The 17021-nt window shown below is 65.5% G+C and carries 9 protein-coding genes and 3 pseudogenes; 6 read left to right on the top strand and 6 right to left on the bottom strand.

What is annotated here, in order from left to right; all coding sequences use genetic code 11:
• Positions 1-200 precede the first annotated feature (200 nt).
• Together P3L18_RS19705 and P3L18_RS19700 are read right to left on the bottom strand one after the other, a co-directional pair.
• A complete protein-coding gene (locus tag P3L18_RS19705; protein WP_276114983.1) occupies positions 201-1115 on the bottom strand; it encodes a serine/threonine-protein kinase in 915 nt (304 codons plus the stop codon).
• Between the two features lie 28 nt (positions 1116-1143).
• Positions 1144-1572, bottom strand: coding sequence for a nitroreductase family deazaflavin-dependent oxidoreductase (locus P3L18_RS19700; protein WP_079931088.1), 429 nt, complete (start codon positions 1570-1572; stop codon positions 1144-1146).
• A 125-nt stretch (positions 1573-1697) separates the two neighbouring features.
• Here P3L18_RS19700 and P3L18_RS19695 point away from each other — a divergent pair, with 125 nt between their 5' ends.
• On the top strand, positions 1698-3092 hold the full coding sequence (locus tag P3L18_RS19695) for an FAD-linked oxidase C-terminal domain-containing protein (RefSeq protein WP_079931087.1): 1395 nt from the start codon (positions 1698-1700) through the stop codon (positions 3090-3092).
• Positions 3093-3454: 362 nt separating this feature from the next.
• Here P3L18_RS19695 and P3L18_RS19690 read toward each other — a convergent pair whose 3' ends face one another.
• Complete coding sequence (locus tag P3L18_RS19690; RefSeq protein ID WP_276114982.1) at positions 3455-5851, bottom strand: acetyl-CoA acetyltransferase; 2397 nt, start codon at positions 5849-5851, stop codon at positions 3455-3457.
• Positions 5852-6262: 411 nt separating this feature from the next.
• On the opposite strand from P3L18_RS19690, the gene P3L18_RS19685 reads away from it, so the two are divergent.
• Positions 6263-7153, top strand: a complete 891-nt coding sequence (locus P3L18_RS19685; protein ID WP_006369905.1) for a LysR family transcriptional regulator — start codon at positions 6263-6265, stop codon at positions 7151-7153.
• Here the strand turns inward: P3L18_RS19685 and P3L18_RS19680 are convergent.
• The 3 genes and pseudogenes from P3L18_RS19680 to P3L18_RS19670 form a co-directional block, all read right to left on the bottom strand.
• Positions 7134-8846, bottom strand: coding sequence for an acyl-CoA dehydrogenase family protein (locus P3L18_RS19680; RefSeq protein ID WP_276114981.1), 1713 nt, complete (start codon positions 8844-8846; stop codon positions 7134-7136). The genes P3L18_RS19685 and P3L18_RS19680 overlap by 20 nt on opposite strands.
• Complete coding sequence (locus P3L18_RS19675) at positions 8843-9487, bottom strand: TetR/AcrR family transcriptional regulator C-terminal domain-containing protein (RefSeq protein ID WP_006369903.1); 645 nt, start codon at positions 9485-9487, stop codon at positions 8843-8845. The genes P3L18_RS19680 and P3L18_RS19675 overlap by 4 nt, the downstream gene beginning before the upstream one ends.
• Before the next feature lie 333 nt (positions 9488-9820).
• A pseudogene (locus tag P3L18_RS19670) lies at positions 9821-11032 on the bottom strand (IS4 family transposase); the annotation flags it as partial.
• A gap of 159 nt (positions 11033-11191) precedes the next feature.
• Here P3L18_RS19670 and P3L18_RS19665 point away from each other — a divergent pair.
• The 4 genes and pseudogenes from P3L18_RS19665 to P3L18_RS19650 form a co-directional block, all read left to right on the top strand.
• Positions 11192-12277, top strand: a pseudogene (locus P3L18_RS19665) (IS1380 family transposase); the annotation flags it as partial.
• A gap of 199 nt (positions 12278-12476) precedes the next feature.
• Positions 12477-15431, top strand: coding sequence for an MMPL family transporter (locus P3L18_RS19660; protein ID WP_276114980.1), 2955 nt, complete (start codon positions 12477-12479; stop codon positions 15429-15431).
• A 114-nt stretch (positions 15432-15545) separates the two neighbouring features.
• Positions 15546-15914 (top strand): annotated as a pseudogene (locus P3L18_RS19655) (nitroreductase family deazaflavin-dependent oxidoreductase); the annotation flags it as partial.
• Between the two features lie 256 nt (positions 15915-16170).
• A complete protein-coding gene (locus P3L18_RS19650; protein ID WP_276114979.1) occupies positions 16171-16872 on the top strand; it encodes a TetR/AcrR family transcriptional regulator in 702 nt (233 codons plus the stop codon).
• The last annotated feature ends 149 nt before the right edge of the window (positions 16873-17021 follow it).

Genomic DNA, 17021 nt, shown 5'->3' with positions numbered 1-17021 from the left:
CATGTGTGATGGACGGGAACCCAAGTTAGGGAGCGGTTGTGACATGAATGGGAGATCCATGTAAACAGATTCGCGATTCGCCGACCCGGACATCGGACCAATGGGCACGAAAAGAACTGCCGCGAACGGGATGTGGGCCGGATGTCCGATTTAACATGACGGCCGAGTGTGGTCGGCGTCACTCCGACGAGGGGCGCCGATCAGCCCGGATATCCGCGCACGCGGCGCCGCCGTCGCGGATTGTGTGCCGGTACCGGCACGTCACGCAGGGCGCGGGAGATGATGTCGACGAACTCGGTGCACGTCTGGTAGCGCTCCTCGGGCTTCTTGGCGAGCGCCTTGGCGAACACCGAATTCAGCGCCGACGGAAGCCAATCGCGGCGCCGGGTGAGCTTCGGCGGCTCGTCACGCAGGTGGGCGTAGGTGATGGCGAACGGCGTGGACCGCGGGAACGGCGGCAGCCCGGTGAACAACTCCACCAGCGAGCACGCGAACGAATACACGTCGGTGGCGGGGGAGAGTTGTTGTGCTTGAAGCAGTTCGGGGGCGGCGTAGGCGATGGACCCCTGGACCCGGCCGTTGCGGGCCAGGGGCCGGGTGTCGTCGAGGAGTCGTGCGATACCGAAGTCGCTGAGCACGGCATCGGTGTCGTCGGAGTCGGACGTCAACAGGATGTTCGCGGGTTTGACGTCCCGATGCAGGATCTCGCGGGAGTGTGCATAGTCCAGGGCGTCACCGATCTGCGCTGCCACGCGTAGTACCGCGGGCACCCGCGGCTGTTGATCCTCACGCGGGATCAGCGACATCGCCGACGGCCCGGCGACGTACTGCATCGCCAGCCAGAGCTGCGTCCGCGGCGGCGACGAATCGACGAGCATCTCACCGCGCGAGACCATGGCCACGATGTGCGGATGGTCGAGGAGCGACGCGATCGCGAACTCTCGCTCGAAGCGTTCTCGCGCCCGGCCGGTGTCGCCGTCGTCGGCGTGGAGAACCTTCAGCGCGAGCGACGTCGATTCGCCGGTGCGGTGCACCCGGTAGACGTCGGCGCTGCTGCCGTGACCCACGACGGCGTCGACCACGAAACCCGCGACAATCTCGCCAACCCCGAACATCTCGTCAGGATATCGGCTGGTGCCGAAATCACTTCTTGGGCGTCAGGCGAAAGATCGGGAAGACACGGCCCTCGGCGGTTTCGGTGTATTTCAGGAATTGCTCGGACGCCGAGACGAAACCCTGCCATGCCTGCTCACGCTGCGCCGGATCGAGTTCGGTGGCGGTCGCCGGATGCTTTTCGATCCCGGATTTCTCGCCGGCGTATTCGATGGTGATCTCCGGATTCCTGCGCAGATTGTGCACCCATGCCGGATCCTTCGGAGAGCCGGCCGCGCTGCCGACGATGAAGCGACCTCCGGCACCGTCGGGCAGCGACATCAGCGGCGTCACCCGCTGCGCTCCCGATTTGGCGCCGATGGAGTGGACGAGGACGAGGTTACGGCCGAAGCCCATGGTGGTGACGGTGCCGTCGTTGGCGTGGAACTCGTCGATGATGGTCTTGTTGAAGTCGGTCATCACTCCATAGTGCGTGAGGGCGACGGTGGAGTGTGGACGTTGGCCAAACGTTCACCGCAGGGGCGTGCCGGTGCGGGTCTCAGGAAGGGACACGGGCACCCGGCGGCCACGCCTACGCTGAACCCATGAGCAGTGTGCACACGAGTACCGAGACCGGCAGCGTGGACCTCGCCGATCTGCGCGCCGACCTCCCCGACCAGATGATCGTCACCGACCCCGACATCCTTGCCGGGTATCGGCAGGACAGAGCCTTCGACCCGACGGCCGGTACACCGCTCGCGCTCATCCGCCCCACGACCACCGAGCACGTCCAGACGGTGGTCCGCTGGTGTGCCGCTCATCGCGTCCCGATCATCACCCGAGGCGCGGGCACCAGCCTCTCGGGAGGTTCGACGGCCGTCGACGGCGCGGTGATGCTCTCGACCGAGAAGATGCGTGAGATGAGCATCGACACCGCCACCCGAACCGCGGTGGTGCAGCCGGGGCTGTTCAATGCCGAGGTGAAGGCCGCTGCCGCGGCACACGATCTCTGGTATCCGCCGGACCCGTCGTCATTCGAGATCTGCTCGATCGGCGGCAACGTGGCCACCAACGCCGGTGGACTGTGCTGCGTCAAGTACGGCGTCACCACCGACTACGTGCTCGGTATGCAGGTGGTGCTCGCCGACGGCCGCGCGATCCGCCTCGGCGGCAAGCAACTCAAGGATTCGGCCGGGTTGTCGCTGACCAAACTGTTCGTCGGCAGCGAGGGACTGCTCGGGATCATCACCGAGGTCACCCTGCGGCTGCTGCCACCGCAGGCGTCGGCGTGCACGGTGGTCGGCACCTTCTCGTCGGTGCATTCGGCGAGCGAGGCGGTTCTCGCGATCACTGCCAGGATTCGACCGGCGATGCTGGAGTTCATGGACAAGGTCTCGATCAACGCCGTCGAGGACATGCTGCGGATGGGCCTCGACCGGGACGCGGGTGCCCTGCTCGTCGCGCAGTCCGATGCGCCGGGACCGGCCGGAGTGGCCGAGGTCGAGATCATCCGTGAGGCCTTCGAGTCGTGTGGTGCGGCCGAGGTCTTCGACACCACCGACGCCGCCGAGGGGGAGGCGTTCACCGCCGCCCGACGCGCGGCCATCCCCGCGGTGGAGAAACTCGGTTCACTGCTGCTCGAAGACGTCGGGGTGCCGCTACCGGCACTACCCGCACTGATCGACGGGGTCGGCAGGATCGCGAACGACAACGCGGTGATGATCTCGGTGATCGCCCACGCCGGTGACGGCAATACCCATCCGCTCATCGTGTTCGATCCCGACGACGCCGACGAGCACGACCGCGCCCAGAAGGCGTTCGGCCAGGTGATGGACCTGGCGATCTCGTTGGGCGGCACGATCACCGGTGAGCACGGCGTCGGCCGACTGAAGAAGGGCTGGCTCCCCGATCAGGTCGGCCCAGACGTCATGGAGCTGACCGCCGCCATCAAGGCCACCCTCGATCCCGACGGCCTGCTGAATCCCGGTGTGATCCTCTGACCCACCCCTCCGGTGGCCGGCCCCTTCCTCCGCTGGTCCGCCGCCCGGCGGCGACCGCTTCTCCCGCTGGTTGTGCTTCTACCCGCCGGCGATCCTTCTCCCGCTGGTCGAGGTGTGAGGAGCGATAGCGACGAGCCTCGAGACCTCTTGTGCCGGTGCTGGTTCCGTGTCAGCGTTGTCGTGTCGCGGGGTCTCGAGGCCCTTGCTCTGGCGGGCTCGGGCGCCTCGACCATCGGAGGGGTGGTGCCCACTTGGTGGCGATGCTCTTTCCCGCTGGTCGAGGTGTGAGGAGCGATAGCGACGAGCCTCGAGACCCGGTGAGACACAATGCCTTCCGCGCCACAACCCTGCGCCGGCGACCGCTACCGCCCCGTCCACCGCGGCGGACGCTTGCTGACGAACGCACTGATCCCCTCGATGGTGTCTTGACTGATCAGCAGCGAGTCGAGGACCGAGGAGGTCGCCTCGATCGCCTCGACCGGATCGTCGATGGCCTCGGCGTCGGCCATTGCCTGCAACGATGCCCGGACCGACGTCGGCGAGCCGGCCAGGATCTCCTGTGCCACTTGACGTGCGGCGACGAGTACCTGGCCGTGGTCGGCGATGCGGCTGACCAGACCGATGCGGTAGGCCTCGGCGGTGTCGATGCGGCGGCCGGTGAGGATCATGTCGCGGGCCAGTGCCGGGCCGATCGCGCGCGGTAGCCGAACGAGTCCGCCCGCGGCAGCGGCCAGGCCCACCTTCACCTCGGGCAGACCGAAACTCGCCTTCTCGTCGGCGACGATGATGTGGCACGCCAGAGCGATCTCGAGACCACCACCGAGGGCCACGCCGTTGACGGCGGCGATCACCGGCTTGGGTAGTTCCCGGCGTGAGGTGAGCCCGCCGAAGCCGTTCTTCGGGACCGCGAGCATCGCGTCTCCGGCCATGTGCGCCAGGTCGTTTCCGGCGGAGAACGCCTTGTCGCCCGCTCCGGTGAGGATCGCCACCCAGAGGTCGGGGTCGGCGAAGTAGGCGTCGAAGATCTCGTCGAGTTCGGCGTTGGCCGCCGGGTCGAGTGCATTACGCGCCGCGGGCCGGTTGATCGTCACCTCGAGGACACGGCCGTCCCGACGGACGACGACGTTCTCGTACTCTGACCGAAAGCCGTGCGGTCCGACCGGGAACAACTCGGACATCCGCTCATCGGAAACGGTCACGCGATTGCCGCGGGCGAAGGACCGGACGTAGATCGGTGAGCCGATGGGATCGTCACTCCCGGTCAGCAATTCGAGGAGTTCATCATCGCCGTCGGCGCCGTTGGCGACGAAGCGCGCGCCGTCGCCGAGCCGGCCAACGACGATGGACTTACGGCGCCCATTCTTGTCGGCGGGCAACACGGTGAAACTCTCGATGGTCGCGGCGCCGTCGGCATTGCGTCGCTCGTCGACGGACGGTCGGCTGTCGAGTTCTCGCTGGATGCGGGCATCGTCGCCGGCCTGCCACGGGGTCGGTGTGGTGGCGTAGATGCCCACCGAGTACTTGCTCATCAGCCCGCCGTTGGCGGCAACGAGACCGAAAGTGCCAGGGCGCGAACGCACTCGATCGACGACCTCGGCGATCGCGTGCATCGAATAGTTGTTGCCGGGCCCGCCGAAGTACGGCAGTCCGCCGGTGACGGTCAACCCACGCGGATCGTCGGCGCGCAGGCCGAAGGCATCGCAGATGTTGAACACCGCGATCGGGAAACAGCTGTAGAAATCGAGGAAGGCGATGTCGTCGAGGGTGAGGCCGGCCATGTCGAGGGCGGTGTTCATCGCGGCGATCGACGCGGGACTCGTCGACAGGTCGTCGCGTTCCATCAACGGCCGCTCCCGCAGATCGCTGTGTCCGTGCACGAATACCCAACGCGTGGGATCGATTCCGAGTTCGGTGGCCTTGGCCACCGACATCACGACGACCCCCGCGGCCTGGTTCACCTGATCGCGCGCGACCAACAGGCGCGTATAGGGTTCGGCCAGTTCGCGATTGGAGTCCGACACCGTCGCGACTTCCTCGACCGATCGCGCTTCCGGTGACGCCGCATGCGGATTGGTGGCCGCGATCGCCGACATCGGGGCGAACAGTTCGGCCATCGACCGCGCGTAGTCGGCGCGGGACAGTCCCCGACGGTGCCGCCGGGCGTTCTCCAGCAGTGCGTACTGGGTGATCGGCTCGAGGAGTCCATGTCGCGCCTCCTGCACCGAGGTGAGGCCCTTGAGCCCGAATCCGCGGTCCTCGTGATCGCCGGGCACCGTCTCGGAGAAGTCGGGGCGCGCTTCGGCGGGCGGAGACTTGAGCGCGTGCCGAACCGTCGACATCACCTCCGAGCCGAAGATCAGCACAGCGTCCGCATTGCCGTCGGCGATGGACTGCGCGAACTCGTCGACCAGTTTCTGCGGGCTCTGTCCGCCGACCACCTCGGTGACCGCGCGCCGCGGCGTGACCCCGATCCGGCCGGCGACCGCGCGCGGCATGTTGTCCGGACGGCCCAGCGGCGACGACGAGAGCGGACTCGACACCTCGAAGGATCGCACCGCCACGACGGTGTCGACGGCCCGTGCCACCTCGGTGGGTGCGACGCCGGCGTCGGTCAGTGCCGCATCGAGCGCGCGGGCGGCCAGATCGGCCTCACCCAGACCCCGGTAGTCGGCGTCGGTGATGCGCTCGGACGCCTGCCCGACGCCGACGATGACGGGGGTGCGCGGATCGAGGTCGTGCAACTGGGCCTCGTGGGTCATGCGGTGTCCTCCCGGTCACATGAGACATGTGCTCACCATCGTTCCATGTGACCAGGCGGCGCTACCGATGCGCCTGTGAGAATGCACGATCGACGGGCCGCGGGAAAGGACGTGACCGTACGCCGCGGCAACCCCTCTGTGCCGCGGCGTGCGGGGCCGTGATGTGGATCGCCCCGCGGTAAAGCGCCAGCGTGCGGCTGTTTGTCGGCTGCCGGTCGACGACATGGCACCCCCCGATGCCACGCCGATCGCGTGCGGGAAATGGGCTCTGACTCATTGTCCACCCGGACGCGGTCAACCACTGGGGGTATTGACAACAATAGAATGACAAACGACGCTCATCGATATCGGATATGTTGTCTTCCAACAAGGCGACCTTGAGGGTGGGGCGAGAAAGGCGGTAGGCCGGTAATGCGCGATCTCGATCTTCGACGGCTGCGGATGTTCATGGCGGTGGTCGATGCCCCGTCGTTGCGGGTTGCGGCCGAGCGGCTCTACATCTCCCAGCAGGCGCTTTCTGTCGCGATTCGCGAACTCGAGCGGCAACTCGACGTCGAGTTGTTCTCTCGGTCGCGAAGAACCCTGACGCCCACGCCGGCCGGGGTTGCGCTCTACGAGGGGGCGATCCCGTTGTTGGCGGGCGGGTCGAATCTCGCGGCCGAGGTCAAGATGATCGACGACAACAAGCCCGACCCGTTCTCCATCGGGCACACGCCGGGGTTGGCGCCGTCGGAGGTGTTCCAGGTCATCGAGGGTGCGGTGTTGGCCGATCCGTCGTTGCTGATCACGGTCAAGCCGCTCTGGCCGGGTGACATCCGCGATGCCATCATGTCCGGCGACGTCGACATGGTGCTCGCCCGCTCGCACACCGCGCCGACCGATCTCGCCGGCGCCATCGCCACTCGACACGAGCTGCGGCTGGCGGTCAACGCCGACAATCCGCTGTCGGAGAATCCGACGTGCGCGATGCGCGATCTCGCCGATCACCCGATCGTGGTGTCCGAACTCGAGGACGACTACAAGAACATGATCGTGTCGTACTGTCGCCGAGCGGGTTTCGAGCCGGAGATCGTCGTGTCGAATCTGCGTGGCACCCCGCCGCACATGTCGGTGATCACCCATCCGGATGCGTGTGCGTTCGTCACCAATCAGCCGGGATGGTTGTACCAGAATCAGATTCGCGTCGTTTCGTTCGACGATCCGCCGATGACCCCGGTGATGGCCATGTGGCTGCCGAACACCGCGTCGAGGATCCGGAACGCCATCCTCGACGCGGTCGGGATCACTGACGAGACAGAATGAGCTCCAGGTCGGTGCCGGTGGGCAGGGCGCCGTACTCGAATCCGCGGTCGGTGCCGAGTCGCGCGGCGATGAAGGCCTCGGCGACCTCGGTCGGTGAGAATCGCACGAGCAGAGACGCTTCCAGCGCCAGCGCCATGGATTCGACGACCCGTCGCGCGTTGCGCTGAGCGGCTGCGGCATCGAGTCCGGCGAGTTCGCCGAGCTGGTTGCGCAACCGGTCGAGGTGGGCGTCGAGGTCGGCGTGCGCACCACGCGCCAGATTCACCTCGGCGTCGAAGGCGCCGACCGATTCCGGTTCGCGGGTCATGGCGCGCAGCACGTCGAGGGCGATGACGTTGCCCGAACCCTCCCACACGGCCATCACCGGTTGTTCGCGGTAGCGCATGGCGAGCGGGAAGTCCTCGGTGTATCCGTTGCCGCCCAGGCATTCCAGGGACTCGTAGGCGTGATGCGGGCCGCGTTTGCAGATCCAGTACTTGGCCACCGCGGTCGCCAGGCGACGGAAGGCACGTTCGGTGTCCGAGGCGTCCTCGTCGTGAGCGCGGGCCAGGCGCATCGCGGTGACCGTGGCCGCCTCGGATTCCAGTGCGAGATCGGCCAATACGGCCGTCATGGCCGGCTGGTCGGCCAGCGTCGCACCGAATGCCGCGCGATGGCGGGCATGCCACACCGCTTCGGCGACGGACTGCCGCATCCCGGCGGCACTGCCCAGCACGCAGTCCAGTCGGGTCTGGGCGACCATCTCGATGATGGTGCGCACGCCGCGGCCCGGCTCGCCGACCATCAACGCGACGGTGCCGTCGAGTTCGATCTCACTGGACGCGTTGGACTTGTTGCCCAGCTTGTTCTTCAGCCGCTGGATGCGGAAGACGTTGCGGGTTCCGTCGGGTAGCACGCGGGGGAGCAGGAAGCACGACAGTCCCTCACCGCCGGCGCCCTGCGCCTGTGCGAGCACCAGGAACGCATCCGACATCGGCGCCGAGCAGAACCACTTGTGCCCGGTCAGCAGGTACTCCGCGCCCGGGCCGCCCGCGCCGACCGGTCGGGCGACGGTGGTGTTGGCGCGGACATCCGACCCGCCCTGCTTCTCGGTCATCGACATCCCGAAGATCGCCGACGACTTGTCGGCGGACAGCTCGGGAGAGTAGCTGCGGGACAGTGCTTTCGGTACCCAGGTGGCAGCGACGTCGGGTTGTAGTTCCAGTGACGGGATCACCGCGTGGGTCATCGACACCGGGCATGCATGGCCCGGCTCGATCTGTCCGAAGAGCATGAACACCGCGGCCCGGGCGACATGCGAGCCCGGCTGCGGGTCGGCCCAGCAACGGGTATGGGCGCCATGGGAAATCGATGCGGAGATGATGCGGTGATACGACGGGTGGTACTCGACCTCGTCGATGCGGTGGCCCCACCGGTCGAAGGTGTGCAGTTCAGGGGTGATGGTGTTGGCCAAGTGCGCGTCGCGCTGGAACTCCGCGCTGCCGACCAGCGCGCCGACCTCACGCAGCTCTGCCTCGGCCCATCCCGCGTCGTGACGCGCAACAGCTTCTTGCAGAACGATATTCAGCTCGTACTCGTTGACGTCGACGCGCGGTGCGGACTGATTGAAGACGGTGTGGGTCAGATGCGGCTGCGGGTGGGCCGTTTCGGCGGTGGTGCTCGGGTTGGCGGTGGTCGGGTCGGTCGAGGTCACGGCGATGCCTTTCCGGTGGGGGTCAGCGGCTGGTCGAGCACGCTGTCGGGGATGCCCATGTTGGTGAACAGAACGGTGACGGCCTCGGCGACAGACGTCCCCAATTCGTCTCCGGTGGCTGCATTTTGGACGGTCAAACCGAAAATCGCCGACCAGAAGGCCCGGGCCTCGACGCCGATCTCGGCCCGCAGCTGCCATCCGGTGCGGACCAGGGTGTCGAGGAGCGCGGCCTCGCCGCGGTCGTGCAGGGTGGACAGCGTTTCGGTGATGTGGGGGCGTAGATCGGTGCGACGTGACACCAGCAGCATGGCGGTGGTGAACAGTTCGACGTTGCGCGACTGCGGGCCGAGGAGGGTCTCGACGAGGGTGCGGGTGTAGTCACGGACCGTTGTCGCCGACGCCGCGGCCTGCTCGGCATGCCGACCGGCGCGCAGCACCGCCGCACACGCCACCTCGACGAACAACTGTTCCTTGGACCCGAAGTAGTAGGTGACCTGATTGGGAAAGGCGTCGGCCCGGGCGCAGATTTGCGCCACCGACGCGGTCTCCCCGACCTCGGCGAACACTTCACCGGCCGCACGCAGCAGTGCGCTGCGGGTGGCCTTGCCGGCCTCGCGGCTGGCGCGACGTGCAGTGGTCACGGTGACTCCCTAGTGTTTGTATGGCAAACAATAATCGGGAGGGGTGTGGTTCACAAGAGGTGTGAGATCCGCGTCCAGTTGAGAGAATCCGGATCTATCGTGACCTAGCCTGACCTAGCCTCAATACCGTTCAGTTAAGGGGTCTGGATGTGCAGACGGCTGGTTTCGTTGGTTGTGGCCAGGCGGCGTGGTGTGCCCGTTTGACGTGCCATTTCACGTACTTGCGTTTGACGACGCGCGGGTTGGCGCGGTGACGGCGTGCAGGGTTGAGTCGACGGGTGAGTCGGGTGAGGAAGGTGAGCCAGCTGCGACTGGTGATGTCAGGGTCGTGAGGGGGGGAAAGTCGCCCTGATGGGCGACCGATTGGCGTGTAATACGCAGTGCAGCAACAAAACTCACGCGGTCAGGGTCGACGCCTATGTGGGAGGCGGCATCAACCATCAGTGAGCGTATCGCGTAGTGACAACACAGATATCCCCAAATCTCTTGCAGGACAAGATCTGGGGACTTCGATCGCAGTACCGTGCGTGGACCGCGTTGATGGGTTTTGAGTTCATCGAAGACCGACTCGATCTCCCAGCGCTGGGTATAGGCTGCCGCCAGATCGGTCGCCGACACCTCGTCGGGATCCAGCAGCGTCGTGAACAACCGGTACGAGGTGGGATTGTCGCGGCCGTCATCGATCGTGTAGTCAACCACCCGCACCCGCATCGGGGCCGCACGCCTGGCCGCCGCGGAATGTGTTTGCTGCAGATCCGCCAGCCATGACCCGTCCGCCAGATCAGCCACAAATACAGGTTTGGGTCCCGACGCTGAGGTGCTGACCCGCCACAACAAATCTGCACCGGTAGCGATCGCTCTGCGCCACAACGCATATGAGAAGAATCCACGATCAGCCATCAGTAGCATTCCCGAGGTTAGTCGATCCAGCAGCGGCTCAACAAGCGCCACCTCGGACTGGGTATAGGACCCGATGTTGGCGGCGAAGATCGCGTGCGTGCCACATTCAGCGACGGCCACCACCCGTGCCAGCGGAAACGCAGCCCGCTCAACCTTATTCACCCCGGCCCGACCGAAGAACTCGTCGTTGACCGGCGTGTCGGCCACATCAAGACAGGTTCCGTCCACCGCGACCAGCCGCCGACCCGCCACCCACACACCCGGCGTCGACGACGTCCCCACCGGGACCGCCACCCGCTCGAACAACGCCTTCATCGGCGCCGACCCCAACCGCTCCCGAGCCTGAAAAATCGCCGACTTCCCCGGCACGCGATACGACTCTTGCCACCCCGACGCCCACGACAAACCATCCGTGAGCTGCGACAACACATCCTCATACGAGCCATGCGAATACAACGCCATCCCAATCGAAAAGTACGCCATCACCCGCGCCGGCAACGCACGATGACGCACCTCGGTCCGACCCGCCGACGCGATTACCTCGTCGACAAGATCAGGCGGAAACACCCTGGTCACCACACCCACCGACACCACATCCGACAACCGACGATCCGACTCCGACTTCACCCACCCAGCACGAGGCATACACCTAAACTACACCCATGTAACCTTAACTGAACGGTATTGGACCTAGCCTGGGCCTTTCACGCCGGTTGCGTGGCGTGAATAAAGAATGGTGCTCTGACCTGGGATAATTCGACTTGCGAAGGTCCGAATTTCCGTTGATCGAGGAGCACCATTCAGGTGAGTAAGTCTACGTCGCCCTACCCTGTGTTGTCTGCTGATGGGTCCGGATCGGGGATCGTGTCGCACGCGGGGGCGACGGTGTTGCTGCGGACCGCGGAGAAAACAGGACTGTCCAGCGGGTTATCGGCGGCGCTGGCGCCGTGGCGTAAACCGTTGGCGACGCATGATCCGGGCAAGATCATCGCCGACCTCGCCGTGGCGGTCGCCCTGGGTGGTGACTGCCTGGCCGACATCAACCAGGTCCGTGCCTGCCCGGGTGTGTTCGGTCATGTGGCCTCGGATCCGACCGTGTCGCGGCTGATCTCCACCCTGGCCGGCGATGCCACCACCGCCCTGGCCGCGATCAAGATCAATGCGGCCCGCGCAACTGCGCGTGCGGCGGCGTGGGCTGCCGCCGGGCAGGCGGCCCCCGACCACGGTCGTGATGCCCGCACACCGCTGGTCATCGATCTCGATGCCACCCTGGTGACCGCGCATTCGGAGAAGGAACACGCCGCCCCGACCTGGAAGAAGGGGTTCGGGTTCCACCCGATGTGCGCGTTCGTCGACCACCAGGCCGGCGGTACCGGTGAACCCCTGGCCATCGAGTTACGCACTGGCAGTGCCGGTGCGAACACCGCCGCCGACCACATCACCGCCGTCGAACAAATCCCCGACGCCGGCGGGTATCGAGTCGGCAAGAGCGTGTTGATCCGCACCGATTCCGCTGGTGGCACACACGACTTCGTCGACTACCTCACCCGACGACGCCTGTCCTACTCGGTCGGATTCGGGCTGACCACGACCATCGCCGCACTGAACGACACCCTGCTACCGCAGGCGTGGACACCAGCCTATGACGCCGACGGCGTCGAACGCGACGGGGCGTGGGTGGCCGAATTGACCGGCGTCCTCGACTTGTCCGGCTGGCCCGAGGGTATGCGGGTGATCGTTCGGAAAGAGCGGCCGCATCCGGGAGCGCAATTGCGGTTCACCGATTCCGACGGCTTGCGGTTGACCGCGTTCGCCACCAACACCGTCCGCGGTCAGCTCGCCGACCTCGAACTCCGGCACCGTCGGCGTGCCCGCTGCGAAGACCGGATTGGCAACCACAGGGTTTGCTGGAGGTTCCTGCGCGATATTGAGACAGATGTTGTCCCAGTGCCTCACGGGGCGTAGTGTCAGGCGAGACATACCGGCCGAGTATGTCTCACCTGGAGGGGTTTGCATGCACCACCGACTGTCAGTCCGCTGCGTCATTGCCACGCCCGCGAGGTTCGCGGCGCGACACCCATGGTGGGTAGTGGGGGTGTGGGTAGTGGTGGTGGGTGCGCTCAATCTGGTTGTGCCTCAGCTGGAGACGACAGCAGCCACCCGCTCCGCGGCGATCGTCCCGAATGATCTGCCGTCGACGAAAGCGCTAGTGCAGATGTCGCACGACTTCGGTGCGGACCCGTCGACCGCTGTCGGGTCGGTCGTGCTGGCCTCCGATCGTGAGTTCGGCGAGGCGGAGGCCAAGTACTACGCCTCTGTGGTGCAGCGGCTGGTGAGAGACAAGGAGCACGTATCGTATGTGCTGGACATGTACGGCAATCCAGCTACCGCCGATTTCGCGATCAGTCCGGACCGCCGCGCGGTGACGTTGTTCTTCGCCGAGCGCGGTGACATCGGGACTTCGGCGGCGCACCGGTCGACCGAGGCCATTCGCGCGCTGACTGAGGAGATTCCTCGGCCGCCAGGCTTGACCGCGGATGTCACTGGTCCCGCACCGACCGTCGTGGACGAGTTCACGTCGATGGACACCTCGATGGTCGTCATTACTGCGGTGTCGGTGCTGCTGATCAGCATATTACTGGTCGCGTCGTATCGGTCGGTATTCGCTGCGATGGTTCCGCTGTTGACGATCGGGGTGTCTCTGGCCGCGTCTCGCGCAGTGGTGTCGCTGTTGGGAGGGCATGGCGCCCTGCCGGTGTCCACTTTGACCGTCACCCTGATGACAGTGCTGGTGTTGGCTGCCGGCACCGACTACGCCATCTTCCAAGTCTCAGCGTTTCATGATCGCCGCCGGGCCGGCGACCCATCGGCACACGCCGTCGTTGGCGCTGGCCGGTCTGTCGGCGAGGTTCTGGTTGCGTCGGCGTTGACGATTGCTGCCTCGGCGACGGCGATGATCTTCGCGAAGAACGGGATGTTCACCACCTCCGGCCCTCCCATCGCAATTGGCCTGCTAGTGACGCTGGCGGTGTCGCTGTCGTTCACTCCGGCGGTGATGGCGATTCTCGGTCGTCGAGGGCGCCTGGAGCCGCGGCTGTCGCGAGACATGGTGTGGCGTAGACGGGGCCGGTGGATTCTGCGGCGCGGGACCGCTCTGACGGCGGCCGTCGTCCTCGTTCTGCTCGCTCTCGCCGTACCGTTGCTCACCTATCAGCCCACTGGTGACGACAATGCTATGCAACTGCATCCCACCGGGTCATCACGCGGCTACGACGCCGTCAAGAAGCACTTCGGTGTTGACGAGATCAACCCCGAATATCTGATCATTCGATCCGATCACGACATGCGCACTAGCAGCGACCTCGCCGCGCTCGACCGCGCCGCCGCCGCGGTCGCGGACCTGCCGACCGTCGAGCGGGTGCGTTTCCTGACCCGACCCACGGGCACACAACTCCCTGCCTCCACTGTCGGCTACCAGGCCGGGGTACTCGGTGATCGGCTCGGCGACGCCGGCACTCAGATCAGCACCGCGCTTCCACAACTCGACCGTCTCGTCGCAGGAACCACCGCACTACGCGACGGCGCGCAACGAGCCCACGAGCAGATGCCACAGCTGGTTGCCGGGGTCGATCAGATCGTGTCGACCGCCGAATCAACCCTTGATCTCTTGCCGGCCGCGAACCAACTTGCCTCCGCCCGCACCCCCGACGGCCGAAGCCTCGACGAGGTTCTCACCGAGCTCCAGCCGGCCGTGACGACCCTCGGGTCAGTGGCCGACCTCCTCGACCGACAACGCGCGCTCATCGATCCGGTCCTGGCCGTCCTCGCGCCACTTGCCAGTGGCGGGCCGTGTGCCGCCGGGCCGACATGCTCGCCCGATCGTGCACTGTTCACCCAGCTAGACACGGCGACTGGCGGTGCGCTGGGCACCGCGGTACGCGCGGCGGGCGCTGTCTCCGGACTCCCGCCGTCGACTGCGGCCACGCTGCAACAGGCACTGCCCCGCCTGCGCGACGGACTTGAGGCGGTCCGGTCGCTGACCGCGTCGTTCGGGGGACGTTCGCCCGAACAGATCCGGGCCGACCTCTATCGCCTGCGTAGCGGTATGTCACAACTGTCGACCGGCGTCACTCAGCTCGCCACTGGTCTAAGCCAGGTTGAGGGCGGAACCCGCGCAACCGCGACGATGACACGACAACTGCGCGACGGCCTCGGTGACGCCACGACCTACCTCCGCCAACTGTCAGCAGCCACCAGTAGCGGCCCTGGCGCAGGGTTCTTCCTCCCACCCGAGGCCCTGAAGGATCCCCAGTTCGTCGCTGGGTCCAAGCTGCTCATGTCCGACGACGGCCACATCGCCCGCATGCTCGTCATTCCTGCTGTCAACCCGTACGGCCACACCGCAGTCGAGAATGTCCACCGCATTGCCGACACCGCTCGCGGTGCCCTGCAGGGCAGCACACTCGCCCACGCCAACGTCAGCTCGACGGGACTGACCTCGATCACCGGCGACATCATCGACCAGTCGCAACGTGACTTCGCCTTGTTCGCCGTTGTTGCCTTGGTCGCGGTCACCCTGATCCTCATCGTCTTGCTGCGCAGCCTTGTGGCGCCCCTCGTCCTCGTGGCCACCGTCGTCCTGTCCTTCGCCGCCGCAGCAGGCCTCGGTGTCTTGGTGTGGCAACACATCATCGGCATCGACCTGCACTGGTCGGTCCTGCCTGTCGCGTTCATGTGTCTTGTTGCTGTCGGAGCCGACTACAGCATGCTGTTCGCTTCCCGCGTCCGAGAGCTCAGCGGGTCCGGAACCACCTCTGGGCTACTGCGCGCCTTCGGGTCGACTGGGCGCGTGATCACCACCGCTGGCGTCGTCTTCGCAGTCACCATGTTCGCCCTCATGAGTGGATCAGTGATCCTCGTTCTCCAGGACGGATTCATCATCGGCGTTGGACTACTCATCGACATCGCCCTCGTTCGAACCATTCTCGTACCCGGACTCCTTCACCTGCTCGGTCCCGCCATGTGGTGGCCCTCACGCCGCTGACACCGCCATGACCGCCGACCACGGGAGGAGCGTACCGATAGCACGCGTATCCACCCAGACCCCCCAACCCAAGGAGCAGTGATGACCTCACACAACCATCAACCGGGCATCCCAATGCTCGTACCCGAACGCCTGGAACGCTTTCAGATTCGGTACGTCAACCCTATCGTCACGCCTCTCACCCGGTTTCTGCCATCATTCGCGCAGCTACACCACCGCGGCCGCTCAAGTGGAAGGCATTACACGACCCCAGTCCAGGTGTTCCGAAGGGGCGACCACGTCTGCATCGCACTCATCCACGGCAAGACGAACTGGACGAAGAACGTGCTCGCTCGCGGCGACGCCCAGATCGACATGTCACGCAGAACGTCGTTCCGCGTTGTTAACCCTCGCCTCATCGAACAGGGGAAGAGCGACCCAGCCTTCACCTGGACGGCACGCTTGGTGAATCGTCATGCAGGTGTTCTCGTCGCCGACATCGCTCCCAGGCGCGAATCATTGGGCACCAGAGAACGCCCTCGATCAGGTCGCCGAGACTCTGCTTGAGCACATGCTTTCGCATTCTGCATCTGCAGTGTCAACAACTCCGGCACTGTCTGCTTACCGCGCCACGACGGCACACACACGCACGAACGTGCCGAACGGGCCAACCGATGCGGGAGCATCACTCCGATATCCCATCATGTCGAGAATCAGACGCACCGGGACCACCATGTGCCCGACCGGTAGCGTTCAGCGCATGAGGGACTCGTCAGGATCTGCGCTGACCGCGGTCATCACTACCCTGACCGACAACAGTGGAGAAGTTCCCCCACCGACCGATCCTCTCGTCATCCGCATCCTCGAAGCCGCCTCCGACGCAGTAGCCAAGATCGGGTGGACACGGCTCACCATGCGTGACGTCGCAGCTCGAGCGGGAGTGGGTCGGGCCACCCTGTACCGCCACTTCGCAGGCAAAGAGCACGTCCGCGACGCCATAGTGGTCCGGGAATTCGGCGAATTCATGCGCGAGATGGGCGAGCGACGCCACCCCGACATGTCCGCAGAAGAGGCCATGCTCGCATCGACCAGCTTTCTTCTGGATTTCGTGCGCACCAACCCGATACTCACACGGCTACGTGAAATCGACAGAGAAACGCTCCTCCGCATCACGAACGATCCAGAAATTATCGCTGCGGGGGCTACACTCTCCGCCGCTCAGTGGCAGACGCAGCTCTACGGCGAACAACCCATCAGCGACGCCGTCGCACTGAAGCTGCGCACAGCCGGCGAAATTACCACACGATTGTCACTGTCACTCATGACTTCGCCGGACACCGCGGCGGACCTCTCCACACCGGAAACAACACGCGAATTCATCCGCAGCTTCATCCTCCCTATACTGCCGACACCTTCGACGGCTACCCCGGCAACACCCTCCAACCACAAAACCAGCCAGTAGTTAGCTGTATCCCGTCGATTCCAGGCAACTGACGGATGTCCAACGTGTTCATCAGCGCGCTGGTCAGAGCCTGTTGTCCGGAAAGGGACTGCCGCACCGATAGAGACAGTTTCGGTGTCATGCCGCTGAGACGGCTGTGTTGATGGTGT

Origin of the sequence: Gordonia sp. N1V (assembly GCF_029269935.1) — a bacterium.
Lineage (GTDB): Bacteria > Actinomycetota > Actinomycetes > Mycobacteriales > Mycobacteriaceae > Gordonia > Gordonia polyisoprenivorans.
This window is presented reverse-complemented; position numbering and strand designations above follow the sequence as displayed.